A 26,161-nucleotide genomic window follows, 5' to 3' on the forward strand; every position below is an offset into this window, starting at 1 on the left:
CGATGAAAAAAATAGCGTTAGCAGTATTAAGTCTTAGCCTACTTGTAAGTGGGTGTAGCATTGGTTCTAATAAAGATGAAAAAACAGTTGAGAAATCGGGGAAAGCGAAAGAGCAAGCTGTTATCCCGAAATACTCGATTTCGGATGAATATTATAAGACAACAGTTCCATTTAATGCAGGATCTGCACGTGGTTTAGTTGTGCAAGGTTTAAATAGTCGTCTAGATGTAGATGAATTTGAAACAGGATTAATGCGTATTGCCAAAGAATCATTTAGCACGAAAGATTATTTCTTTAAAGGCGGAGACGTTTTAGATACTCAAAGTGTTCAAATGCTTGTAAAAAGAAAGCGTACAGACGCTGAACAAAAAGAGCTAGAGGACAAGTTGAAAAAAGATGCAGTTAAATTTCCGAATGTAGGGTTGAATCCAGCCTTAAGTGAAGGATCAGAATCGCTAGAAGTAAAGAATAAAAAAAGTCCAATGTATATCTCAAATATTTTAGAGCATGATTATTATGTAAGAAAAGGTGAGAACGATGTTGAACGTGGTGGCATTGTAGTTGGATTAGCGATGAATTCTGTTCAATATTATGAGGAAGAGCATGGTTACCCGCGTGAGGCTGCAATTCCAGATGTAAAAATGTTAGCTGAAGGGAAAAGGATGGCCCAAGAAATCTTGAAAGTAATGCAGCAAAAAAAGCCTGAAATAAAAAATATTCCGGTTACATTTGCGATTTATCGTCAAGGTCCAAAGTCTTCGCTTGTACCAGGGAATTTTGTTTCTTATGCTAAGGTAGAAAAAGGTAGTGAAACGGTTGAGGATTGGAAACCAATCAATGAGAAATATTATTTGTTCCCGTCAGAACAGGCAAAAGCGGATAATAAACGTGAAGACCTTGCAAGGGTGTCAAACTTTAAAGCGAAGTTAAGTGAGTATTTCCAAGGCGATTATACAGCTGTTATCGGTACTGGAATGTATAGAGATGATGAATTAAGAGAAATGAAGCTCGATATTCCTGTCCAATTCAATGGGAAAGCTGAAGTAATTGGTTTTACACAATATGTAGCTGGACTTGTTATGGAATACTTCCCGAATTATATGAAAGTACAAGTAACAATTAAATCTGTAGAACGTCCAGAAGCAATTATTATACGTGAAGCGAAGCAAGATGAACCATTTGTGAAAATTTTAGATTAAAGATGAGAGCTGTTCCATAAAGGAACAGCTTTTTTTCTTGAAAAATTTTGTTATAATTTTAAATGTTACAAATAAAGGGGTAAGGGGCAAAGTCATGGAAGAACTAAGCTTTCAAGTCATTATTTTATTAATTGCATTCGGATTTTTAGCTGCTTTTATTGATTCGGTTGTTGGAGGAGGAGGGTTAATTTCGCTTCCTGCACTTATGTTTGTTGGTTTATCACCAGCTTCGGCAATCGCAACGAATAAATTAGCTGCAACGATGGGGACGCTTACGAGCACAATTTATTTTATTCGATCAGGTAAGGTGAATTTTCGGATTGTAGGAAAGTTAATCCCGTTAACTATTATTGGAGCAGTCGCAGGGGCTTTAGTAGTAAAGTTTATTCCGCCTGATATTTTGCGTCCACTAGTGCTCGTAATGTTGGTTTTTATTGCCATTTATATTATTGCGAAAAAAGATTGGGGAAGTGCATCTACCTATAAAAAGATGACCAAAGGAAAAACATTAATGTTTTTCTTTGTTATTTTAATGATAGGATTTTATGATGGATTTTTTGGACCAGGGACAGGATCCTTTTTAATTTTTGCATTTTTATTAATTGGTTTGGATTTTATTCAAGCGGCAGCATCTGGAAAACTTTTGAACTTCGTTAGTAATATCGTATCTTTAATTACTTTTTTATTTTTAGATGTGATTCATTTTGAATACGGTATAATTATGGGCTTATCAATGATTTTAGGTGCTTATTTTGGATCGAAGTTTGCGGTTCAAAAAGGTGTTGGATATGTAAGGACTTTATTTTTATTAGTTACTATTTTATTAATCGGGAAAAATGTTTTGGAATATACTCATATTTTTTAGATTCATACGTATGTATGAATCTCTTTTTTATTATATTTTAAAAATTTATTAATTTTTAAAATATAAGTCTAGGAATATTTGAATAAATCTAAATTATCGTGTAGAATAATGTTGTAAAATGTAAACGTTTTTCTAAGGGGAGGCTAAAAAGATGGTAGTAGCATACAAACATGAGCCATTTACAGATTTTTCAGTAGAGGCTAACAAATTAGCGTTTGAAGAGGGTTTAAAGAAAGTAGAATCTTATCTTGGACAAGACTATCCATTAATTATCGGGGGAGAAAAAATCACTACAGAAGACAAAATTGTTTCTGTAAACCCTGCAAATAAAGAGGAACTTGTTGGTCGTGTTTCAAAAGCAAGCCGTGAATTAGCTGAAAAAGCAATGCAAGTAGCGGATGCAACATTCCAAACTTGGAGAAAGTCAAAACCAGAAATGCGTGCAGATATTTTATTCCGTGCTGCAGCAATCGTTCGTCGTAGAAAACATGAGTTCTCTGCTATTCTTGTAAAAGAAGCAGGTAAACCATGGAATGAGGCAGATGCTGATACAGCAGAAGCAATCGACTTTATGGAATATTATGCTCGTCAAATGTTGAAATTAAAAGACGGTATTCCAGTAGAAAGCCGTCCAATTGAATATAATCGTTTCTCTTACATTCCATTAGGAGTAGGTGTTATCATTTCTCCTTGGAATTTCCCATTCGCAATTATGGCAGGTATGACAACAGCTGCTGTAGTTTCTGGTAACACAGTATTACTAAAACCAGCTAGTACAACTCCTGTAGTAGCAGCGAAATTTATGGAAGTATTAGAAGAAGCTGGTTTACCAGCTGGCGTAGTAAACTTCGTTCCAGGTAATGGTTCTGAAGTTGGTGACTATTTAGTAGATCACCCTCGTACACGTTTCGTTAGCTTCACTGGATCTCGCGATGTAGGTATTCGTATTTACGAACGTGCAGCAAAAGTAAACCCAGGACAAATTTGGTTAAAACGTGTTATCGCTGAAATGGGCGGTAAAGATACAATCGTTGTTGATAAAGAGGCAGATCTTGAATTAGCAGCTAAATCTATCGTTGCATCAGCATTCGGATTCTCAGGACAAAAATGTTCTGCATGTTCTCGTGCAGTAATCCATGAAGATGTATACGATCATGTATTAAATCGTGCTGTTGAATTAACAAAAGAATTAACAGTAGGTAACCCAGATGCAAAAGATATTAACATGGGACCTGTTAATGACCAAGCTGCATTCGATAAAGTAATGAGCTATGTTGCAATTGGTAAAGAAGAAGGTAAAATCGTATCAGGTGGCGAAGGAGACGATTCTAAAGGCTGGTTCATCCAACCAACAATCGTTGCTGACGTTGCAGAAGATGCTCGTTTAATGAAAGAAGAAATCTTTGGACCAGTAGTAGCATTCTGTAAAGCAAAAGACTTTGATCATGCACTTGCAATTGCAAATAATACAGAATACGGTTTAACAGGAGCAGTTCTTTCTAACAACCGTGACCATATTGAAAAAGCACGCGAAGACTTCCACGTTGGTAACTTATACTTCAACCGTGGATGTACTGGTGCAATCGTAGGTTACCAACCATTCGGTGGCTTTAACATGTCTGGTACAGACTCTAAAGCTGGTGGCCCTGACTACTTAGCACTTCACATGCAAGCAAAAACTACTTCTGAAACTTTATAAGAAATAGTAGAAAAGATCTTCACAGACTGTGAAGATCTTTTCTTTTTGAGAAACTCTCTATAGCAGAAGTAATCGATTTTATAGAAGCTAGTTAATTTCAATCAAGAAAAGATTGCCAAATATTACTATTTGTTCTTTTGAATTAGTTAAGCCCTATTAATATCGGGATAAACATGAAAATAGAAACAAAACAGCGAGAAAAATTGACTTATTAGTCATATTTTTTAGTATTCATTTTGAGGATTTCCTGTATAATACAATTTGAAAGAAAATCTATGGTTAGACAAGAGAACACTCCTTTCGGCTTTGCTAACTGAAAGGGGTGTTTTTTTAGGTCGCTAAAAACTCTTCTGTACTCATTATATTTGCGTATACTCCATTTAAACTCGCCAAAATTGTATTATGAATATAAACAGCTGGTATAGTAGCATTCTTAAATGAAAGATCTTTTGTAGCACAAGCATCGTGTATTACGGTACAGTGAAGGCCAAAATCAAAAGCAGCTCTTACTGTAGCATCAATACACATATGGGTCATCATCCCGCATATTACGACGTGCTCAACTCCTGAACGTTGTAATTGTTCTAGAAGATCAGTTTCTCGGAAGCTATTTGGATAATGTTTAAGGATAACGGTTTCCTCTCTAAGTGGACGGACATTTTCGTGAATATGGACACCTTCTGTATTGGGTAGGAAAAAAGTAGCGCTATCTTTTATAGCTACATGTTGGATATGAAAAATAGGTTCGTTTCTTATTCTAAAATGTTGTAGTAGCTGACTAGCATATTCACTTGCTTCTACTGGATTACGTAATTCCATCATTCCGCTTGGAAAATAATCATTTTGAATGTCGACGAGCAAAAGAGCTGTTTTCATATATCTATCTTCCTCCGATTTCATATTCAAATAATGTTATTCAATGAGTAGAGAAGATTCTCCTTTTTAAAAGTATGAGTGAGAAGGATTTTACATAACTTTAAAAATCACTATTGTATTGTTACTTCTTATTTTAAAATTCAAATAGAGAAATAATTAATATTTTTCCGAAAAATGTATCGACTCTCATTATTCTGAGTTCTATAATAAGACTTAATTAAACGACAATTAAATCGATACACTCTTATCCAGAGAGGTGGAGGGACTGGCCCTACGATACCTCAGCAACGGGTTTTTTAATACCGTGCTAACTCCAGCAAGCCTATAAAGGCTTGGAAGATGAGAAGATGTGAATGAGTACATATAAAAGTGCTCTCCTTCTTATCTTTTATTACTGATAAGAAGGAGAGCACTTTTTATTTTACCTCGAAAGCTCTACTTCAAGTTTTTACAGCATATAGGAGGGAAGAAAATGATTTCTTTTAACAATGTAAGTAAAGTATATGAATCAGGTGGGCAATCTGTTCATGCGGTTGAGGATGTAACGCTGTCAGTTGAAAAGGGCGAAATTTTTGGCATTATCGGATTTAGTGGTGCTGGAAAGAGTACGTTATTACGTTTAGTAAATATGTTAGAAAGACCAACTGCAGGAACAATTTCAATAGATGATAAAGATATTACATCATTATCGGCGAAAGAATTACGGAAACTAAGACAAAGAATTGGGATGATTTTCCAAAGTTTTAATCTATTTAATTCAAGAACGGTGTTTGGGAACATTGCTTATCCATTAAGGTTAGCGAAATTGCCGAAGAATGAGATAAAAGAAAGAGTGAATGAACTACTAAAATTTGTTGGTTTAGAAGATAAAGCGAACTATTATCCAGAACAGTTATCAGGTGGACAAAAGCAGCGTGTTGGGATTGCAAGAGCACTTGCGACATCACCGGATATTCTCATATGTGATGAGGCAACATCAGCTTTAGATCCGGAAACAACAACAGAAATCTTAAATTTATTAAAGAAAGTAAATAGAGAGTACAATTTAACGATCCTACTTATTACACATGAAATGCACGTTGTGAAAGAAATTTGTCACCGTGTAGCCGTTATGGAAAAAGGAAAAGTAATTGAGGAAGGAAAACTGTTTGACGTTTTCACACAACCAAAAACAAAGACCACTCAAAATTTTGTACGCTCTGTTATTAATGATCACTTACCAGAAAGTGTTCTAGCGAAAATTCAAAACGGAGGTCAGATTTATCGCCTGACTTTTACTGGGGAAGAGACAGGACAGCCTGTACTATCATATATTGCGAAAAACTATAACGTCGATGTAAATGTTCTTTATGGAAATATTATTGAACTCCAAAATGTGCTATTTGGAAATCTTCTTGTAGAACTACAAGGTGAACAGAAAGAAATTCAAAAAGCATTACAACATCTAAGACTGCAAGTGCAGCTGAAGGAGGTAGAAGCTCATGCGAGTTGATTGGAGTATATTTTGGCCTCGCATATTAGATGCGACGGGGGATACCCTCTTAATGGTAATTGTAACCCTTATATTCGCTACAATTCTTGGTATACCTCTAGGTTTACTATTGTATGTAACGAGAAAAGGGAATTTTTTAGAAAATAAATGGGTCTTTTCTATTCTTAATATCATAATTAATACAATTCGTCCGGTTCCATTCATTATCTTTTTAGTAGCTTTAAGCCCACTAACAAGAAGTGTTATTGGAACGACGATTGGAACGGCTGCAGCAATCTTCCCAATGACGTTAGTTGCATCAATTGGTATTGCTAGAATGGTTGAAACCAATCTTGTTTCTGTTCCGAAAGGAGTAATTGAAGCAGCACAAGCAATGGGCGCTTCACCACTTAGAATTGTTTTTGAAATCCTCGTACCAGAAGCTTTAGCACCATTGATCCTAGGTGTCACGTTTATGACGGTCGGTTTAATTGAATTTTCTGCAGTCGCAGGACTTGTCGGTGGTGGCGGTCTTGGTGACTTAGCAATGACATATGGTTATCAACGCTTTGATACGTCAGTTATGTTTGTAACGGTCGTTTTACTTATTATTCTTGTACAGGTGGCTCAAAATTTAGGGAACTACTTTGCGAAAGTCTTTTTACGCAGATCATAAAAAGGAAGAGGGGAAAAGAAAATGAAGAAAATTTTAGCATTTGCATTATCAGCGATCGTAGGAATTACAGCATTAAGCGGCTGCTCAGGTGGAGACACAGGTGCAGGAGCGAAAGAGAAAGTAGTTCGCGTCGGTGTAACTGGAACAGATGGAGACGTTTGGGAAATTTTAAAGAAAAAAGCTGAAAAAGAAGGGATTAAAATTAAACTGGTTGAGTTCTCTGATTACACAACACCCAACAAAGCGTTAGCTGATGGAGATATTGAACTAAACTCATTCCAGCACATTGCTTTCTTAGAGCAATTTAAAAAGGAGCATAAGTTAGATATTACAGCTGTTGGTACAACGCAAATTGCACCGATGGGCTTATACTCTGAAAAATATAAGAAAGCAAATGAAATCCCAGATGGTTCGGAAATTGCTATTCCGAATGATCCAACGAACCAAGCACGTGCATTAAAACTTCTTGATGCAGCTGGCTTATTAAAGCTTAAGAAAGATTTTGGTCTATTTGGGGATCCAAGCGGTATCGCTGAAAATCCGAAGAAGCTAAAAGTTACACCGGTTATCGCACAGCAAACACCTCGTGTGTTAAAAGATGTAGCGGCTTCAGTTATTAATAACGGTGTTGCTGGTCAAGCTGGATTAGACCCAGCGAAGGATCCAATTTTCTTAGAAGATCCAAATAATGAAAATGCAAAGGCCTATATTAATATTTTCGCAGCTCGTACGAAAGATAAAAATGATCCAACACTGAAAAAAGTAATTGAGTTATACCATTCAAAAGAAGTAACAGATGCAATTAAGAAAGAAACAAATGATGGTTCAATTTCAGTAGATCTTTCACTTGATGAGCTTGAAAAAATCGTAAAATAATTATTGAGTTTAACGACTAACAGTAGGAACCCCTCCGCTGTTAGCTCGTTCAACATATAATCTACTTAACAAACAAAACCCTAATTCTGTACCTTCTAATTTTGTATAACATAGAATCCAATGTTTGTTAAGTAGAGTGATGGACCAGGAGTTTTCCTGGTCTTTTTTTAATTAAAGCAGCTGGCTAATAATAAGGAAATCCAAATTATGATTGGGTAAGAGATTAAACTAAAAATGAGTGTACTTGCTAATTTCTTTTTAGGGATTAATAGTTTCTTTGATGAAAATAAGAAAAGAGAAAATAGGATAATGATAGATGCTGAGATTACTCCTGGATTATAAGAACGATAAATGAAATACAAGATAATATGCTGAACGGCGTTAAAGAAGATACAGCCCTGTATAAAAATGATCAAATAAATAGAAGATATGATGCTTAATTGATATAGAATGACTATGAGTAAGACGAAGGTTGTTAATATGGAAATTGCAATGAAAAATTGTTTGTTAGTTATAAAATGGATCGAAAATCGATTAGCGATATATTGTGGCATTTGGAAAGCTTCTTCAAGGTTATGAAAAAAGAATAGAAGGGGGATTAGCCAGATTGTATTAGTGGTGAAATGTCTTGTTGAAGATGTTTTTATCAACTTATATCAGCTCCAATAAAGGGATAGAAAGCCTATAAGAAAAGGCTTTCTACAAGGGTATAGTTATTCAATTATGATGCTTTTTAAATTACTCTCAGGTTGCGGTTGTTCTTCAGCATAAGAGGAGAGCTCCTCTTGCAAAATATTTAGTGCGTGCTTAGCTGATTGCTGAATCGGATTCGGTAGCTCTTCTAATATACGCATACCGATTTTTATTTTTGTACGAATTACCTTTCTTAGTAATTCATCATGCATGTACTACACCTCCAAACCGAATGTTTAGTACATCATCTTCAAACTTAGCCCCTTGAATAGAAAGGTGTGTTAATGTTTTTGGTAAGGTGATATTTCGCTTCATAGAGCCGGCTCGAATAATAAGTTCATCACCTTTTTGATTTAATGAAAGTTCACTTTTGTTTGAGAAGGGAATGGACAGAACGAAAATATACTCATCGCCATCTTTTTTTACATATTGTGTGCGGCCATTAAATTTCACTTCAGTAGGAGAGGGGTCTGATTTAAATAAAGCATTTCCTACACGCTCTAACATAGGTAAACCAACAACTTCTTGTTCAAACATGGGAGCTTCGTAAATAGGAAGTGGCTGAAAACTATCTTTAATTAACGTCTTATATTTCTTTTGTGTATCTTTCCATGCCTGAAAGTAAGGGTCGGTAACAGTGTTAGGGATGACGCGGTTAATCATAATGGCATCTACGTTATAATCGTATAAGTTTAAATAAGTAAAACTGCGCTGAGCTTCTTTAATGACCATTTTTTCAGGATTTACAACAACGCGAATACTCGTTACTTCTCGGTTTGATAAAATATCTCTCATTTCTCCAAGTTGTTCAAGCGTATTCGTTAATTCGTCCATAATATCATCAGTTGGAAGGGGGACACCAAGAAGTGGTTGAGCTACAGGACGAACAACTTTTAAAATCTTCCTTTTAATAGGAAAGAGTTTTTCCATCCACCAGCCGAGCATGTCTGGAAAGCTAAGCATTGCTAAAGTTTCTCCAGTCGGTGCGCAATCAATAATGATGACGTCGTAAGTGTTGTGTTTATAGTAATCGAGTACTCGAAGTAAGCTAATTAAATCTTCCATACCAGGGAACATCGTTAATTCTTCTGTTGTAATATCATCAGCTGCTTTTGAAGTGAAGAGTAGTGTAATATATTTCTGCAATTTCCCCCAGCCTTTTTCCATTTCATAAATAGTGTTAATTTCTTGTGCCCACAAGTTTTCGCGAATTTCTAGTGGCTCAGAAGATAGTTTTATGCCAAATGAATCCCCTAAACTATGAGCAGGATCTGTACTCATTACTAATGTTTTTAATCCTTGTTTTGCACTTTGGATTGCTGTTGCTGCTGAAATGCTAGTTTTTCCTACGCCGCCTTTACCTGTATACAGAATAATTCTCATCATTAATATCCCCTTTGTTTCGAATGTCGAATATTACGAGTGTCGAAATATTTAATTGAATAAAAACCCAACTAGGGTCTTATCCCGCATTAACGGGCAGTAAGACTCCCGCCCAAAAATTCGACTGGAACAAACAAATTAGGTGGGAGGTCAACTGTCCGTAAATGCCCGATTGGTTCAACTAATAATCAGTGAGGGATGAGAAAAACCCCCACTGATTAAAGTTTCACTTTATTCAATCGGAATGTTTTTCATTTTAGGTGTAGAAACCTTTTCTTCTGTTTTTTGCTGTGACGTAGCAATGTGATTCATGATCTTTTGGAATATTTGTAGTAAGAATGCTTTTTCTTCTTCTGACAATGCATCTGTCACTAGGCTAAAGTAATGGGCCGCATTTTGTTTTACTTCTTGAACGAGCATTACGCCGTTTTCTGTTAAACGAATTAATACAATGCGTCGATCGCTTTCATTCCGGTAGCGTTCAATATATCCCTTTTTTACAAGGCGATTTACAACGCCCGTTGTTGTACTCATCGGTATATCAAGAAGATCAGCAATTTTTGTCATTGTAATATCCGTATTTCGCTCCATCCAAAGTAAACAAAATACTTCTGTCTTGGAAAGTGTTAAATCAAGGCTTACCCATTCTTCAGGATAGAAAAGTTTCTTGGCGTTATCTAGCAGTAAGTCTAAAAAATGTTCATATTGTAACAATTATTTCCACTCCCGTATATTTCGAGGTTCGTAATATTTGTTTTTATTTTATGTGGAATTGAAATAAATGTCAATATTTTTAACTGTTTTTTCAGATTAGAAAGAAAATTATCTTCAAAATAGAAATTTTTTGTGATAGATTAATAAATAGAAAAATTATTTTACATAAAAACCCATTGTGATAAATATATTTATCTATAATAGGTGTACAGCTAACGAGGGGGAGAACGATGAGAAGACGAAATACGCAAGCGTTCACGTTTTTAGCATGGACTTCATTTGTTTGTGCGCTTTCAGGAATGCTAATTGGGATTTATACGCTAGATGAAACGCTTAGTGTAAAAGGATACTATTTAATTGGAACATTATTTTTAACGATGTCTTGTTTTGTATTACAAAAAACAATTCGTGATAATGAAGAAGATAACGAGAGATTTCCGAAAAATAAATCGTTAGATAAAGAGTAAATTGTAAAGAAAGGCATTTGCCTTTCTTTTTTTATGTAAAAATACCGTAAGTGCCGTGTGTTGACTTGCTTGAAGTACTGGAAATTTGGTATCATCAATAGTATTGTAGATTGAACGATATATTATGGAGGTGGCCTAGCCGTGTCAAGAATTTCCGTTGAGAATGTAAAGCACGTAGCACATTTAGCACGTCTTGCAATTACTGATCAAGAAGCAGAAAAATTTCAAAAACAACTAGATGCAATTGTTACATTTGCAGAACAGTTAAATGAATTAGATACAACTGATGTAAAACCAACAACTCATGTATTAACTATGAAAAATGTTATGCGTGAAGATGTGCCAGAAAAAGGTTTACCAGTAGAAGAAGTATTAAAAAATGCACCGGATCACAAAGATAATCAAATCCGTGTTCCAGCAGTATTAGAATAGAGGAGGGAATTTCGATGTCATTATTTGATCATTCTGTATCAGAGTTACATAAGAAGTTAAACAACAAAGAAATTTCCGTTACGGATTTAGTAGAAGAATCTTACAAACGTATTTCGGATGTTGAAGATAACGTAAAAGCTTTTCTTACATTAGATGAAGAAAATGCACGCGCGAAAGCGAAAGAATTAGATGCAAAGATTGGTGCTGAGGATAATGGTTTATTATTCGGTATGCCAATTGGTGTAAAAGATAACATTGTAACTAACGGTCTTCGTACAACTTGTGCGAGCAAAATATTAGCAAACTTCGATCCAATTTACGATGCGACAGTTGTACAAAAGCTAAAAGCTGCTGACACAGTTACAATCGGTAAATTAAATATGGACGAGTTCGCAATGGGTTCTTCAAATGAAAACTCAGGCTTCTACGCTACAAAAAATCCATGGAACTTAGATTACGTTCCAGGCGGATCAAGTGGTGGTTCTGCAGCAGCAGTAGCAGCAGGAGAAGTATTATTCTCTCTAGGTTCTGATACGGGTGGTTCTATCCGTCAGCCAGCTGCATATTGCGGCGTTGTAGGTTTAAAACCAACTTACGGACGCGTATCTCGTTACGGATTAGTAGCATTCGCATCTTCACTTGACCAAATCGGACCGATTACACGTACAGTAGAGGACAATGCATACTTATTACAAGCTATTTCAGGTATTGACCGTATGGATGCAACTTCTGCAAACGTTGAAGTAGGAAACTACTTAGCTGGTTTAACAGGCGATGTTAAAGGTTTACGTATTGCTGTACCGAAAGAATACTTAGGCGAAGGTGTTGGCGAAGAAGCTCGTGAGTCAGTACTAGCTGCTTTAAAAGTATTAGAAGGTATGGGCGCAACTTGGGAGGAAGTATCTCTTCCGCATTCTAAATACGCTCTAGCAACGTATTACTTATTATCTTCTTCTGAAGCATCTGCGAACCTTTCACGCTTTGATGGCGTACGTTACGGTGTTCGTTCTGATAATGTAAATAACTTATTAGATCTTTACAAAAACACACGTAGCGAAGGTTTCGGTGATGAAGTAAAACGTCGTATTATGCTTGGTACATTTGCTCTTAGCTCTGGTTACTATGATGCATATTACAAAAAAGCACAACAAGTACGTACATTAATTAAAAATGACTTTGAAAATGTATTTGCTAACTACGATGTTATTATTGGACCAACAACGCCAACTCCAGCATTTAAAGTGGGCGAAAAAGTGGACGATCCAATGACAATGTATGCAAATGACATTTTAACAATTCCAGTAAACTTAGCGGGTGTTCCAGCGATTTCTGTTCCATGTGGATTCGGTGCTAACAACATGCCACTTGGTCTACAAATCATTGGTAAACACTTCGATGAAACGACGATTTACCGCGTTGCACATGCGTTTGAGCAAGCAACAGACTATCATACAAAAAAAGCAAGTCTGTAAGGAGGCGAGCATAGATGAATTTAGAAACAATTATTGGTTTAGAGGTTCACGTTGAGTTAAAAACAAATTCGAAAATTTTCTCTGCGAGTCCAACAGAATTCGGAGCGGAGCCAAATACACAAACAAGTGTAATTGACTTAGGATACCCAGGGGTACTTCCTACTTTAAATAAGGAAGCAGTTAACTTTGCAATGAAAGCTGCAATGGCATTAAACTGTGAAATCGCAACGGAAACGAAGTTCGACCGTAAAAACTATTTCTACCCAGATAATCCGAAAGCTTACCAAATCTCTCAATTTGATAAGCCAATTGGTGAAAATGGTTGGATTGAAATCGAAGTAGACGGTAAAAAGAAACGTATCGGTATTACACGTCTTCATTTAGAAGAAGATGCTGGTAAATCAACGCATGCAGCTGACGGTTCATTAGTAGACTACAACCGTCAAGGTATGCCTTTAATCGAGATCGTATCTGAGCCAGATATGCGTACTCCAGAAGAAGCATATGCGTACTTAGAGAAGTTAAAATCAATCATTCAATATACAGGTGTATCTGATTGTAAGATGGAAGAAGGTTCTCTTCGTTGTGATGCGAATATTTCACTTCGTCCAGTTGGACAAGAGAAGTTCGGTACAAAAGCAGAACTGAAAAACTTAAACTCTTTCACTTACGTGCAAAAAGGTCTTGAGCATGAGCAAGTGCGCCAAGAAAAAGAATTATTATCTGGTGGTATCATCCAACAAGAAACACGTCGTTATGATGAAGCAACGAAGAAAACAATCTTAATGCGTATAAAAGAAGGATCTGACGATTACCGTTACTTCCCAGAGCCAGACTTAGTTGAACTTTACATCGACGATGAGTGGAAAGAAGAAATTCGTGCTTCTATTCCAGAACTTCCAGATGCACGTAAAGCTCGCTATGTTGAAGAAGTTGGCTTACCAGCTTATGATGCGCATGTATTGACATTAACGAAAGAGATGTCTGATTTCTTTGAAGCAACAGTTGCAGATGGTGCTGATGCGAAATTAACATCAAACTGGTTAATGGGTGAAGTACTTGCATACTTAAACAAACAACAAAAAGAATTAAAAGACGTTGCATTAACGCCAGCTGGCTTAGCTAAAATGGTTCAATTAATTGAAAAAGGTACAATTTCTTCTAAAATCGCGAAGAAAGTATTTAATGAATTAATTGAAAAAGGTGGAGACCCAGAAGAAATCGTTAAAGCGAAAGGTCTGGTTCAAATTTCTGACGAAGGAACACTTCGTAAGGTTGTAACAGAAATTCTTGATAATAATGAGCAATCTATTGAAGACTTTAAAAACGGTAAAGACCGTGCAATTGGCTTCTTAGTTGGTCAAATTATGAAAGCTACAAAAGGACAAGCAAATCCACCACTTGTTAATAAAATCTTACTTGAAGAGATTAATAAGCGCTAAAAAAAGAGAAGAATTCTTATTTTTGAACGCTAAAATAGTATAGGTTCTTAAAGATTAAACAGAAAAAACACCCGTATTTGGGTGTTTTTCTGAGTTAATCAAACGTTTGTTTAAATGATGAAAAATAATTTAAACAAACGTTTGATTAACTGTCAAAAGTGAAAAAATGTTTGTATAGCAACTATGGTATGATAGTTGCAAAAAGGTGGGAATAATGATAAATCTAGACATAGAGAGTTTTTTCATCTCATGAAATAATAGATAATTATTATTCATTATATGTAAATTGATGTGAGAGAATGGATAGACATAAAGTGAAACTTTAATCAGTGGGAGTTTTACTGCCTGCAAATAGCGGGATAAATTTCTTGGTTAAATAAAGCAAAACTATCAGGAGTGAATAGTTACTTTTGATGGGCTACACGAATCGGGTTCTTACTGCCTGTTTGAGCGGAATTAAAGAAGGATAGGAAGATGAGAGGAGGTAAGCATAGGGATACTGAATAAGGGTTCGGTGTATTCGTTTTTCAATGAATAAGGAATTTCCTGTGCTAATAAATGATGAAGCGAGCAAGAATTATTTATAATCCTACTTCTGGGCGCGAGCTATTTAAGAAGAGCTTACCAGAAGTATTACAAAAATTAGAACAAGCTGGATATGAAGCGTCTTGTCATGCGACAACTGGTCCTGGAGATGCGACTGTGGCAGCGAGGCAAGCTGCGGATCGTAAGTTTGATGTTGTTATCGCAGCTGGTGGTGATGGTACGTTAAATGAAGTAGTGAACGGTTTAGTAGGACATGAGCATCGTCCAAAGTTTGGAATTATTCCAGTTGGAACGACAAATGATTTTGCGCGTGCGATCGGTGTACCTCGTGTTATTGAAGAGGCTGCGGATATTATTTGTGAAGGAACAACGGTACCGTTAGATCTTGGTAGAGCAAATGATACATATTTCATTAATATCGCTGGTGGCGGCCGTATTACAGAATTAACATATGAAGTACCAAGCAAGCTAAAAACGGTATTAGGCCAACTTGCTTACTATTTAAAAGGAATCGAAATGTTACCATCGTTACATCCAACATATGTTGAAATTGAGTATGATGGGAAGTTGCTACAAGAAGAAATTACGATGTTTTTAATTACGAATACTCGTTCAGTTGGTGGATTCGAAAAAGTAGCACCATATGCATCTATTAACGATGGATTATTTGATTTATTAGTACTGAAAAAAGGTTCTATCGCTGATTTAATTAAAGCAGCAACACAAGCGCAGCGTGGGGAACATATTAACAATCCGAAAGTACTATATACACAAGCGAATCGTATTAAAGTGCATTCACCTGATAAATTAATGATCAACTTAGATGGTGAATATGGCGGAGATGCACCAATGGAATTTGAAAATATATATCATTGTCTGGAACTATTTGTTCCTGAACATCAAGAGGATGCCCTGTAAAGGCATCTTTTTTTGTTTTCACCTCACTATTTGCGAGCAATAAGATTCCCCCACTGATTAAAGTTTCTCTATGTGCAGATGAATTGTAAATTGTAAGTTAGTTTGATTTTTATGGTATTTTTACAATCCGTTTATTTTATATCCATATTTTATTGATACACTGGAAGAGATAAGAAATGAGAGGTAGGGTGCTATGGAGAAGGTAAAAGCAATACTATTTGATAAAGATGGGACATTAATGGATTTTCATTCAATTTGGATAAAAGTAGCTGAAAAGCTTGTTGCAGAATGTATAAATTTATATCAATTACCAGAATCAATGCAGCAGGCTTTATTAAAAGAGATTGGCGTAGATGGAGCATTTGTTCACCCGCGTAGTGCGCTCGCTGCTGGAACGAGTCTTGATGTGGCCAAGGGGCTTTGTAAGTATATTGCATCATCTAGAGAAGAAGAGATGCATCAATGGGTGAGTGAAAAGTTGTTTGCTCTTATGTACGAGCATCGTTCACATATGAGAATGACGGCAGATTTACCGAAAGTTTTACAAGCGTTAAAGGATAGAGGGTTTATTCTAGGTGTCGTTACAGCTGATGATTTCGCGCCGACAGAATTATTTTTAAAGCAATATCAATTGGAAGCTTTTTTTGATTGTGTTATAGCTTCAGATACATTTCCAGCACAGAAGCCAGATAAAAAAATTGTAGAATCGTTTTGTGAGAGATTTAATTTAGAGACATGTGAAGTAGCAGTCATCGGGGATACACCGACGGATTTACATTTAGCGAAAAATGGTGGCGACTGTTATGCGATTGGCGTACTATCTGGTACGGGTGATCGTCAAACGTTAGAACCACTTGCAGATTTAGTATTACAATCTGTTGAAGATTTAATTTCTCATTCAGGTGAGTTTATTTGGGAACAAGGAAAGTCTAATGTATAAATGAATAAGTCTATAAGGACTCTATATGAGTCTTTATAGACTTATTTTTTATGTCGAGATAGTAAGAGAATGGGATGAGTACTAGAAAGAGGAAGTTGGCATACATCTTGCAATATAAAGAGAAAACATTGTATAGAAAAGGATGGGGTACACAATGAACACAAAAAAATTTGCTAAAGTAAATGAACAAATTCCAGGACCGAAAGCAGCGTCTTTATTAGAACGCCGCCAAAATATAGTACCAAAAGGAGTAAGTAATGGTATTCCAACATTTGTACAGTCTGCAAATGGTGCACTCGTAACAGATGTGGATGGAAATCAGTACATTGATTTCGCAGGAGCAATTGGGACAATTAATGTAGGACACTGTCATCCAGCTGTTAAAGAAGCGCTTCATAAACAAGTAGATCAATATATTCATACTGGATTTAATGTGATGATGTATGAGCCGTATATTGAATTGGCAGAAAAGCTTGCTGCATTAGCGCCAGGTAATTTCGATAAACAAGTGCTGTTTTTAAATAGTGGGGCAGAAGCGGTTGAAAATGCAGTGAAGATTGCTCGTAAATATACGAAGAGACCTGGAATTATCGCATTTTCTAAAGGATTTCATGGGCGTACATTAATGACAATGACGATGACAAGTAAAGTAAAACCATATAAATTTGGATTTGGCCCATTTGCTCCAGAAGTATATAAAGCGCCATTCCCATATGAATACCGTCGCCCAGAAGGTTTAACAGAAGAGCAGTATGATGACTTTATCATTGAAGAGTTTAAGAACTTCTTCATATCAGAAGTAGCACCAGAAACAATTGCAGCAGTTGTAATGGAACCTGTTCAAGGGGAAGGCGGATTTATCGTTCCAAGTAAGAAATTCGTTCAAGAAGTACGCAGCATTTGTTCAGAGCACGGTATTTTATTTGTAGCTGATGAAATTCAAACAGGCTTTAGTCGTACCGGAAAATACTTTGCAATTGATCATTATGATGTCGTTCCAGACTTAATTACGGTATCTAAATCATTAGGTGCTGGTGTACCGATAAGTGGCGTGATTGGACGTAAAGAAATTATGAATGAGTCTGCACCGGGAGAACTGGGCGGAACATATGCAGGAAGCCCACTAGGATGTGCGGCTGCATTAGCTGTGCTTGATGTAATAGAAAAAGAGAAATTAAATGATAGAGCGATAGAAGTAGGGAAAGTCGTAATGAACCGATTCCAAGAGATGAAAAACAAATATAATTGCATCGGTGATGTGCGCGGCTTAGGGGCAATGTGTGCATTCGAGCTCGTTCAAGATCGCAAGACGAAAGCGCCTGATAAAACATTAGCGTCTAATTTATGTGCAGAAGCAAATAAGCATGGATTACTTCTACTATCAGCAGGAACATATGGAAATGTTATTCGTGTTTTAATGCCATTAGTGATTACAGATGAGCAACTTGAGGAAGGTTTAACAATAATTGAAGAATCATTGCAAGCTTGTTATGAGCAAGCAAATATCGCTCGTGTTTAAAGAATTGGGATAACTTAAAAAAGGGCATAAAGCTTTTCTTTTTAGGCGGAAGAGAGCATCTGGTCATATATAGAATCGATCAGCCCCTTTTCCTGCCCCATGCCAAGCTAAAACAAAGTGAGGGTGTGGTTGCGATGGTATTCTGTATTTTTCAAGGCAGCGAATTATGTGTTGAAAAATATAAATAGATTTGTATAAATAACAAATTGAAAACATTCTAGCTTACTCTATATAAAATGCAGAAAATTCACTTTATAATAAAGGTAGTGAAGTGAATCGATGGATTTAAAGCAAGGGGTGGCTAGGATGGTTGCAGAAAAGGAACGAGTGTTGATGGATTTACAAGATGTATTTGAATATGCATTTGACGAAATTTTTGTTACGGATGATAAGGGAATCGTTGTACGTGTAAATAGCATGTGTGAAAGACATTACCAGCTCTCTGCTAAGGAATTAGTAGGAAAGCATGTAAAAGAACTACAAAAAGAAGGGGTTTTTTATCCGTCTGCAACGTTAGAAGTAATTGAAAAGAAAAGGCCAGTTGAACTTGTTCAAACAACGAAATCAGGAGAGTATTTGCATGTTCGTACAAGGCCTGTTTTTGATGATGAGGGAAATTTAAGAAGAGTGATTAGTTATTCTCGTGATCTTACAGAACTCTATCAATTACGTCAAAAGGTAGAGGAAATGGATAATCAGTTAAAAACATATAAAAAAGAATTAAGAGAAACATATGAACACGAAGGACTTATTTTTAAAAGTATCGCTATGCAAAAAATAATCGAAACAATAAAAAAAGTATCAGTAGTAGATAGTACTGTTCTCGTATTAGGTGAGACTGGAGTGGGGAAAAGCCGATTAGTACGCCATTTGCATGAAGTGAGTCACCGGAAGAATGAAAGTTTCTATGAAATTAATTGTGCGGCATTGCCGACGAATTTAATCGAATCTGAGCTTTTTGGATATTCAGGTGGGTCTTTTACAGGTGCAAATCGTGAAGGGAAAAAGGGGCTATTAGAATCAGCGCATAAAGGAACCCTTTTCTTAGATGAAATTGGTGAAATGCCGCTTGAAATTCAAGCGAAGCTTTTGCAAGTATTGCAAGAAAAAACGTTTCGTCCTATAGGCGGAAGAGAATTAAAAAAGGTGGACGTTAGAATTGTAGCGGCAACAAATAGAGATTTAAGTACGATGGTGAAACAAGGAACATTCCGGAAAGATTTATACTATCGTCTGAATGTCATTCCAATTTCAATTCCACCACTTCGGGAGAGAACAGAAGACATTTTGCCGCTCATCTATCATTATTTACAGCATTTTAATAAAAAGTACGGACGGGATGTAAAGTTAGCTCCTAGTACGTTACAAATGTTTGTAGGGTACCCTTGGGAAGGAAATAATAGAGAGATTGAAAATGTAATTGAACGAATTGTTATCACTGCAGATGATTTTGTAACGGTAGAAGATTTGCCACTATCTATGCAAGAGGCCACAGTTGAACAATCCGGACAAAGTCTTTATAGAATGCTGGAAGAGGTAGAGAGAAATATTATTCTTAAAGCGTATAAAACGTATGGATCAAGTTATAAAGTGGCTGAGTTTTTGCAAATAAGTCAATCTGCTGCCACTAGGAAGATTAAGAAGTTCATAGAGGAGGAAGAAAACATTGGATAAAAAAGCGACGTTCGTAAACTTAGAGAAAAAAGCGATGTATATAAATGGTGAGTGGATTACACTGCAAGAACAAATCGAAGTGAATAATCCAGCGACAAAGGAAGTATTTGCAACTGTACCAAAGGGCGGGATTACAGAGGCAAAGCAAGCAGTTGATGCTGCACATGAGGCTTTTAAATTATGGTCAAAATTAACGGCAGCGGATCGCGCAGTAAAGTTGAAAAAATGGTTCACGCTCATTGATGAAAATAAAGAAGAAATTGCAGCAATCATGACGAGAGAGCAAGGGAAGCCGTTTGCAGAAGCACTTGGTGAAGTGAATTATGCAAATAGTTTTGTTGAATGGTACGCAGAAGAAGGAAAGCGAATATACGGTGAAATGATTCCTGCTTCTCATCCGAATAAGCGTATTTTAGTTATGAAGCAACCAGTTGGGGTTATGGCAGCTATTACGCCTTGGAATTTCCCGGCTGCTATGATTACGAGAAAGGTAGCTCCAGCACTTGCAGCAGGCTGTACGGCAGTTGTGAAACCAGCGAGTCAAACGCCATTAACTGCATTGAAGTTAGTTGAATTAGCACATGAAGCAGATATTCCAAAAGGTGTAATAAATATTGTAACAGGTAGTGCAAAAGCAATTGCTGATACGTGGATGGAAGATGAGCGCGTTCGAAAAGTTTCCTTTACAGGATCAACTGAAATTGGAAAAGAATTAATGGCTAGCGCTGCGCAAACGATGAAAAAGGTTTCGCTTGAATTAGGTGGTCACGCTCCATTTATTGTTATGAATGATGCTGATTTAGATAAGGCGGTAGAAGCGGTAATTGGTTCGAAATTCCGTAACGCAGGACAAACGTGTATATGTACAAACCGCATCTTTGTTCAAGAAGAAGTGTATGAAGAATTTGCAGGGAAGTTCACAACAGCTGTAGAGCAGCTGAAAGTCGGAGATGGATTCGGCGAAGGAACAACTGTAGGTCCACTTATTGATGCGAATGCAGTTTCGAAAGTACAAGAACATATTGAAGATGCAATTCAAAAGGGCGGAGAAGTTTTATACGGTGGCCATAAATTTGCAGAGTTAGATGGTTATTTCATTCAGCCAACGGTAATTGGATTGGCAAATGACACGATGCTTTGTATGAATGAAGAAACATTTGGACCGGTTGCACCAGTTGCGAAATTTAAAACAGTTGAAGAAGTAATCGAACGAGCAAATAATACACCATATGGCTTGGCTGCTTATATTTTCACAAAAGATATTAGCCAAGCATTCCAAATTAGTGAAGCGTTAGAGTACGGAATTATCGGTTTAAACGATGGCCTTCCATCAGTTGCACAAGCACCATTTGGGGGCTTTAAAGAAAGTGGTATCGGCCGTGAAGGAGGCCATTTCGGTATCGAGGAATATTTAGAAATTAAATATATTTCGTTAGGACTATAAGTAGTATACTAGAATCTCTATAAGGTAACAGAGAAGGAGATTCTAGTATGGTATATTGGCTATTATTACTCGTAACAATTATTTTTGAAGTAGCTGGAACGATTGCGATGAAGTTATCGAACGGTTTAACAAAGCTTGTTCCAAGTGTACTTATTTTTGTCTTTTACGGTATTTGTTTCAGTATATTTGCTATCGTCGTAAAGAAGATTAACTTAAGTATTGCTTATGCGATTTGGTCGGGCTTAGGGACCCTTCTTATTACGATTATTAGTGTGTACTTTTTTAAAGAGCATATTAATTTATTCCAAGCATTTTGCATTTTATTTATTGTTTTAGGAGTAATTGGACTGAAAGTGTCATCGGCATCATGAAAGCTATCTTTTGTAGAAGATAGCTTTTTTCTATTTGTGTAGTTAGCAATTACTACGACAAAATATGACAAGAAAACGTAAAGAGTTTTGCTATGATAAAGTGAAACTTTAATCAGTGGGGGTTTTGTTCATTCCCCACTGATTATCAGCCCGCACCAATCGGGCGTTTACGGGCAGTTGATCTCCCACCTAACCTCTTTGCTCCAACTGAATTTTGAGGTGGGAGTTTTACTGCCCGTTAATGCGTGATAAATATAAAAATCTTGTCTCATATGGGGGGAAGAGTATGTTAAAGAAGGTGAGCCGAATTGTTTTAATTTGTGGCATGGCTTTTAGTTTAAGTGCTTGCACAGAAACTAAAAATAGCGATGAAAGTAAACAAGAGGACGTTCAAGATAAAGTTTATAAAATAGGAGAGACGGTGGACGTGGATGGTTTGCAAGTAACTCTCGATTCAGTTCAATTAGGGTATCCAGATTACACTACAGATAAAAAGAAAGATGATATTTTAGGGATTGTTTTCACGGTGAAAAATAATAGTAAAAAAGAAATACCTTTTGCATTTTACGAATTTGAGATTACAGATAAGAAAGGTACAAAGTTTAAAGAGTATAAATATGATAGTTTCACTAGTAAAAAGGTAGCACCGGATGAAAAAATTCAAGATGTAATGCTATTTGATGTAACAAAAGAAAATACATATATCGCTACGTATAGGCCTGAGTTTACGCATGAGAATAGAACGATAAAATTTGAATTGAAGCCGAATAAATAAAAACACATTGGGTAATCCAATGTGTTTTTATAATGGTTAATTTAAAACGCCCAGTTACCTTTACGGAAAATCGGCTCATGTCTTCCATCAGCTGTAATACCGTCGATATCAAGCTCAGCTGATCCAATCATGAAGTCTTCGTGTGTAATACTAGCGTTTGCACCATTTTCAGCAAGTTCTTCTTTAGACATTGTTTTTCCGCCAACTAAGTTAAATGCATAAGCATTTCCGATTGCAAGGTGGCAAGATGCATTTTCATCAAATAGCGTATTGTAGAATAAAATATTTGTGTTTGAAATTGGTGAATCATGAGGTACTAAAGCTACTTCGCCTAAGAAGTGAGAACCTTCATCTGTTTCTACTAAATGTTTTAAAGCCTCTTCACCAGATTCAGCTTTATAGTCTACGATACGTCCGTTTTCAAATGTTAACGTGAAGTTATCAATAATGTTACCTGCAAATGCTAACGGTTTTGTGCTAGATACTTGGCCGTTCACACCTGTTTTAAGAGGCATTGTAAATACTTCTTCAGTTGGAATGTTAGCCATAAATGCTACGTTCTTTTCATTTAAGCTACCAGCACCAGCCCATACATGCTTCTCTGGAAGTTCGATTGTTAAGTCTGTTCCAGGGCCTGTATAGTGAAGAGCTTTATAATGTTTTTCGTTTAAGTAATCTACTTTTGTATGTAGTGTTTCATCATGTTCTTTCCATGCTTCCACAGGATTTTCTAAATCAGCACGAGTAGCTTTGAAGATAGCATCCCATAGCTTTGTTTCTTGTTCTTCTGGCGCTACGTCAGGGAATACTTTTGCAGCCCATTCTTTCGTAGGAACAGAAATTACACACCAGCTTACTTTATCTGCTTGTACATAATCACGGTATACTTTCATCGCTTCTCCAGCTACTTTATGAGCTGTTGCAATTTTCTTTGGTTCTACACCTTTTAATAGATCAGGATTCTCTGCATAGATGGACATAAATGCAGCGCCTTCTTTTGCTAATTCTTCACGAGCATTTGCTTTCCAAGAAGGGAATTCAGAGAAAGCTTCTTCAGGAGCTAGATCGAACTTTAAGCGTGTTAACGTCTCATCATTCCAATCAACATATACGTGTTTTGCACCAGATTTATATGCTTTTTCTGTAACTAGGCGTACAAACTGTACAGCCTCAAGAGGTGCACTGATTGATAAAGTTTGTCCGGGTTGAATATTAACACCAACATTGACTGCAAGGGCAGCATATTTCTCTAACGTTTGTTCAAATGACATATGTATAATCTCCTTTAGTTTGAAAGATTTCTTACTATATATAATACAAGAAAATTCTAAAAATATATACAAATATAACGTAAAAAGAGAGCTCAAAATGTATTGAGCTCTAATAGTTATTTAATCGAAGAAGCAAATTGTTCTACAGTCGTTGTATGGTGTATGCGAACACGCTTCATTTTTAACAACTCATCAGGTTCACCCTTCGTAATGAATTGTCCAGGCTTCGTTGTTGTTGCAAATTGATAGTGTTTCTTTGTTTCTGCGACAACTTTATCATCTACATGACCGAAAGGATAAGCAATTGAGATAACAGGCTTACCTGTTATTTTCTCTAGCTTTTCTTTTGATCCTTTTAACTCTTCATCATAGTTTGTAATTTTCGGCAAGTCTGCGTGTGTTGCTGTGTGAGATTGTACAGAAAAAATACCTGAATCAACCATTTCTTTTATTTCAGATGTAGAAAGAGCTCCTTCTACATCAACGTTATCAATAATCATATATTCTGTTGCCGCTGGTTTAAATGTATCGTCTTTTAGTTTTTGTAAAACATGAAATGCATTCATATTATTTTTCATACCGTCATCAAATGTAACGAAAATCGGCTTGTTTACTTTATTTATATCGCCCCAGCGTTCAAACGTTAACAAAGTATAACCATTTTCTTTTAAATACTTCATTTGTGCTTCAAAGTTAGCAGGCGATACGAATAAATCTTTAATACCTTGTCCATGATAATCATCAATTGCGTGGTACATAAGAACAGGAACTTTTTGCTCGAAAGTAATAGTAGATTTCGTAAGTGGAATAGCTTTTCCACCCTCTGTTGTTCCTGTTGCTTCAATTTGGTATTCACCGCGTTTTCCTTCAAATTCTTTTATATCAAAGGGAAGTGTAAATTGTTGATCTTTCTCTTTAGAAGAAAAAGATTTAGCACTTTCCTTTCCATCAGCAGTGCGCCAAATTTTATATTGTACTTCGGTTAAAGAATCTTTTATGTCTGTAATATGAATATTTGCGTTTGTAGATTCGTGCGTAATTGGATTATAAGAAATTTTACCTTGTTCCCGCACCGTCTCTTCTTGTTTTTTGACCTCTTGTACCTTTTTCTCTTTTTTAGGTTCTTGGCTTACATTGCTAGTATTACAGCCTACTAGAATAGCAGATGTACATAAAGCAATCGCTGCGTATTTTCTCATAAAATCACCTTCTATTGTGTATTATGTTGCATGCTTACATTAAAATCCCCACCGCTATAAGAGAGGTGGGGATATACCCTTGTTCATCATATCATTTTTAGGTGAATGGTAGGTTAGTGACTTTGAATAGAGGTATTCTTGCGTTTCTTATTTGATTTGATAATGATATAACCTACTACAAAAATAAGAGGGATAATGAATATATAGATTGGCATTCCCCATACATAATAGCTTTTCATGCTTAAAACTAGTAAGTGTAAGAAGTCGAAAAGGGCGTGAGCTTTCATAATATCCTCCAATATTTTTTTACAAATTATAACATTGTTCATTTGTAATTTGTATATTTTGGTAAATAATTTAAGTTAATTTTAAAGTAAGAGAAAGGTTTATTAATATGCAATTTTGCATATGTAGAGTAGTTTCTATTAAAATATCAGGATCTTGGACTATAATAAGAACCGCTATAAATGTAAGTAAGAATGATGTACGGAGTGGAGAACAGAAATGAAATATAAAAAACTAGTATATATCCTTTTCATATCGCTATTCATAGTCGGTTGTCAAAGTGAAGTGAGTAAAGCGAATAGTGTGGAGGAGTATATTCCACCGCATCTTATGAATGCGGAAGTGACGGCGGATATTATGACGATTGAGATGGATCGTGATACTCGTAAAAAAGTAGAGGTTATTACTAAAAAAATGAGTGATCATGTGAAAAATGATAAAGAGTGGTATGTAAACTACATATCGGGGCATATAGATAAACAGGTGAAGCCATATCATCCTAATTTTGGTATTACAGAAGAAGAATATAACTTTTTTAGGAACGCCGTTGAGAATAGTAGTTTATCTAATACAAGTGATGGAAAACTGCAATTTAAACAAAAAAGTAACCATGAGATAGAAATTGTTTCAAGCAAAAACTTAGAGCTATTTCGAAATATAGTAATTGATACGGAGAAAAATATAGTAAAAACTTCGTTTGGAGAATGTCAGTATGTTGGAGAAGAAAAAACATCTTTGGAACAAAAGATAACGGGGCCCTGGCATGGCAAGCAATGGATGCTAAAAGAACAAAATTTAATTTATATATTTTCTTTGGGTAAGCTTGAAGGAGAGGATAAATCCATTATTGATATTTCGGTAAAAGGTATACACGAAGGAAAACTTATTAGTAAAGAGGAAGTAATTGAATTCCGTTCTATTTCATAAGGAATCAAAAAAATCACCTTACTTAAA

25 protein-coding genes and 1 riboswitch are annotated in these 26,161 nt (G+C 36.1%); of the genes, 18 read left to right on the top strand and 7 right to left on the bottom strand.

The annotated features are described in order from the left end of the window. The first annotated feature begins 2 nt into the window (after positions 1-2). From JFT95_RS00095 to pruA, 3 genes are all read left to right on the top strand, one after another. On the top strand, positions 3-1,199 hold the full coding sequence (locus tag JFT95_RS00095) for a CamS family sex pheromone protein (protein ID WP_063217654.1): 1,197 nt from the start codon (positions 3-5) through the stop codon (positions 1,197-1,199). 94 nt (positions 1,200-1,293) lie between these two features. Beyond that, positions 1,294-2,064, top strand: a complete 771-nt coding sequence (locus tag JFT95_RS00100; protein WP_201051060.1) for a TSUP family transporter — start codon at positions 1,294-1,296, stop codon at positions 2,062-2,064. Between the two features lie 151 nt (positions 2,065-2,215). Continuing rightward, positions 2,216-3,763, top strand: a complete 1,548-nt coding sequence (pruA, locus tag JFT95_RS00105) for an L-glutamate gamma-semialdehyde dehydrogenase (protein WP_002029484.1) — start codon at positions 2,216-2,218, stop codon at positions 3,761-3,763. A gap of 330 nt (positions 3,764-4,093) precedes the next feature. Here the strand turns inward: pruA and JFT95_RS00110 are convergent, their stop codons facing one another. Then, entirely contained in the window at positions 4,094-4,639 is a 546-nt protein-coding gene (locus tag JFT95_RS00110; protein WP_061676182.1) for a cysteine hydrolase family protein, read from the bottom strand. Between the two features lie 241 nt (positions 4,640-4,880). Next, a riboswitch (SAM riboswitch) is annotated at positions 4,881-4,985 on the top strand. A gap of 126 nt (positions 4,986-5,111) precedes the next feature. Between JFT95_RS00110 and JFT95_RS00115 the strand changes: the two genes are divergently transcribed. The 3 genes from JFT95_RS00115 to JFT95_RS00125 are packed head-to-tail and all read left to right on the top strand — an operon-like array spanning position 5,112 to position 7,662. Next, on the top strand, positions 5,112-6,131 hold the full coding sequence (locus JFT95_RS00115) for a methionine ABC transporter ATP-binding protein (protein ID WP_002029486.1): 1,020 nt from the start codon (positions 5,112-5,114) through the stop codon (positions 6,129-6,131). Then, entirely contained in the window at positions 6,121-6,786 is a 666-nt protein-coding gene (locus JFT95_RS00120) for a methionine ABC transporter permease (RefSeq protein WP_002091343.1), read from the top strand. The genes JFT95_RS00115 and JFT95_RS00120 overlap by 11 nt, the downstream gene beginning before the upstream one ends. Before the next feature lie 21 nt (positions 6,787-6,807). Continuing rightward, complete coding sequence (locus JFT95_RS00125) at positions 6,808-7,662, top strand: MetQ/NlpA family ABC transporter substrate-binding protein (protein WP_002029488.1); 855 nt, start codon at positions 6,808-6,810, stop codon at positions 7,660-7,662. 167 nt (positions 7,663-7,829) lie between these two features. Here JFT95_RS00125 and JFT95_RS00130 read toward each other — a convergent pair whose 3' ends face one another. The 4 genes from JFT95_RS00130 to JFT95_RS00145 all read right to left on the bottom strand — a co-directional run bounded on the left by JFT95_RS00130 (position 7,830) and on the right by JFT95_RS00145 (position 10,452). Beyond that, positions 7,830-8,312 (bottom strand): HXXEE domain-containing protein, encoded by a 483-nt coding sequence (locus tag JFT95_RS00130; protein ID WP_002091337.1) that lies wholly within the window; start codon positions 8,310-8,312, stop codon positions 7,830-7,832. 63 nt (positions 8,313-8,375) lie between these two features. After that, on the bottom strand, positions 8,376-8,567 hold the full coding sequence (locus tag JFT95_RS00135; RefSeq protein WP_002091335.1) for a DUF3926 domain-containing protein: 192 nt from the start codon (positions 8,565-8,567) through the stop codon (positions 8,376-8,378). Then, complete coding sequence (locus tag JFT95_RS00140) at positions 8,560-9,741, bottom strand: ArsA family ATPase (RefSeq protein ID WP_201051063.1); 1,182 nt, start codon at positions 9,739-9,741, stop codon at positions 8,560-8,562. Before JFT95_RS00140 ends, JFT95_RS00135 begins: the two co-directional genes overlap by 8 nt. 228 nt (positions 9,742-9,969) lie before the next feature. Continuing rightward, entirely contained in the window at positions 9,970-10,452 is a 483-nt protein-coding gene (locus JFT95_RS00145; RefSeq protein WP_000942491.1) for a MarR family winged helix-turn-helix transcriptional regulator, read from the bottom strand. Positions 10,453-10,682: 230 nt separating this feature from the next. Between JFT95_RS00145 and JFT95_RS00150 the strand changes: the two genes are divergently transcribed. The 11 genes from JFT95_RS00150 (at position 10,683) to JFT95_RS00200 (ending at position 22,452) form a co-directional block, all read left to right on the top strand. Next, positions 10,683-10,919, top strand: a complete 237-nt coding sequence (locus JFT95_RS00150) for a YiaA/YiaB family inner membrane protein (RefSeq protein ID WP_002029490.1) — start codon at positions 10,683-10,685, stop codon at positions 10,917-10,919. 141 nt (positions 10,920-11,060) lie between these two features. Beyond that, entirely contained in the window at positions 11,061-11,351 is a 291-nt protein-coding gene (gene gatC, locus JFT95_RS00155; RefSeq protein WP_000086999.1) for an Asp-tRNA(Asn)/Glu-tRNA(Gln) amidotransferase subunit GatC, read from the top strand. Positions 11,352-11,365: 14 nt separating this feature from the next. After that, positions 11,366-12,823, top strand: a complete 1,458-nt coding sequence (gatA, locus tag JFT95_RS00160) for an Asp-tRNA(Asn)/Glu-tRNA(Gln) amidotransferase subunit GatA (protein WP_002010048.1) — start codon at positions 11,366-11,368, stop codon at positions 12,821-12,823. Between the two features lie 14 nt (positions 12,824-12,837). After that, a complete protein-coding gene (gene gatB, locus JFT95_RS00165; protein ID WP_002010050.1) occupies positions 12,838-14,265 on the top strand; it encodes an Asp-tRNA(Asn)/Glu-tRNA(Gln) amidotransferase subunit GatB in 1,428 nt (475 codons plus the stop codon). Positions 14,266-14,823: 558 nt separating this feature from the next. Continuing rightward, positions 14,824-15,729 carry a diacylglycerol kinase gene (locus JFT95_RS00170; RefSeq protein ID WP_002010051.1) on the top strand — a complete coding sequence of 302 codons (906 nt, stop codon included), beginning with the start codon at positions 14,824-14,826 and terminating at the stop codon, positions 15,727-15,729. Between the two features lie 193 nt (positions 15,730-15,922). Further along, a complete protein-coding gene (locus JFT95_RS00175; RefSeq protein WP_201051065.1) occupies positions 15,923-16,669 on the top strand; it encodes an HAD family hydrolase in 747 nt (248 codons plus the stop codon). 154 nt (positions 16,670-16,823) lie between these two features. Next, entirely contained in the window at positions 16,824-18,188 is a 1,365-nt protein-coding gene (gene gabT, locus JFT95_RS00180) for a 4-aminobutyrate--2-oxoglutarate transaminase (protein WP_002124901.1), read from the top strand. Positions 18,189-18,494: 306 nt separating this feature from the next. Then, on the top strand, positions 18,495-19,862 hold the full coding sequence (locus JFT95_RS00185; RefSeq protein WP_201051067.1) for a sigma-54 interaction domain-containing protein: 1,368 nt from the start codon (positions 18,495-18,497) through the stop codon (positions 19,860-19,862). Next, positions 19,855-21,306: an NADP-dependent succinate-semialdehyde dehydrogenase gene (gene gabD, locus JFT95_RS00190; protein ID WP_002091321.1), complete on the top strand. Its 1,452-nt coding sequence runs from the start codon at positions 19,855-19,857 to the stop codon at positions 21,304-21,306. The genes JFT95_RS00185 and gabD overlap by 8 nt, the downstream gene beginning before the upstream one ends. Positions 21,307-21,353: 47 nt before the next feature. After that, positions 21,354-21,677, top strand: coding sequence for a DMT family transporter (locus JFT95_RS00195; protein WP_002113527.1), 324 nt, complete (start codon positions 21,354-21,356; stop codon positions 21,675-21,677). Positions 21,678-21,963: 286 nt separating this feature from the next. Further along, the gene (locus JFT95_RS00200; protein ID WP_201051068.1) at positions 21,964-22,452 is read left to right on the top strand and encodes a DUF4352 domain-containing protein; all 489 of its coding nucleotides are present in this window, start codon (positions 21,964-21,966) and stop codon (positions 22,450-22,452) included. 41 nt (positions 22,453-22,493) lie between these two features. Here JFT95_RS00200 and JFT95_RS00205 read toward each other — a convergent pair whose 3' ends face one another. Together JFT95_RS00205 and JFT95_RS00210 are read right to left on the bottom strand one after the other, a co-directional pair. Then, the gene (locus JFT95_RS00205) at positions 22,494-23,723 is read right to left on the bottom strand and encodes an aminopeptidase (RefSeq protein ID WP_002029496.1); all 1,230 of its coding nucleotides are present in this window, start codon (positions 23,721-23,723) and stop codon (positions 22,494-22,496) included. Positions 23,724-23,839: 116 nt separating this feature from the next. Next, positions 23,840-24,922 carry a polysaccharide deacetylase family protein gene (locus JFT95_RS00210; RefSeq protein WP_201051069.1) on the bottom strand — a complete coding sequence of 361 codons (1,083 nt, stop codon included), beginning with the start codon at positions 24,920-24,922 and terminating at the stop codon, positions 23,840-23,842. 504 nt (positions 24,923-25,426) lie between these two features. Here JFT95_RS00210 and JFT95_RS00215 point away from each other — a divergent pair. Then, positions 25,427-26,134, top strand: coding sequence for a hypothetical protein (locus JFT95_RS00215; RefSeq protein WP_201051070.1), 708 nt, complete (start codon positions 25,427-25,429; stop codon positions 26,132-26,134). The last annotated feature ends 27 nt before the right edge of the window (positions 26,135-26,161 follow it).

Origin of the sequence: Bacillus sp. TH17 (assembly GCF_016651125.1) — a bacterium.
Lineage (GTDB): Bacteria > Bacillota > Bacilli > Bacillales > Bacillaceae_G > Bacillus_A > Bacillus_A mycoides.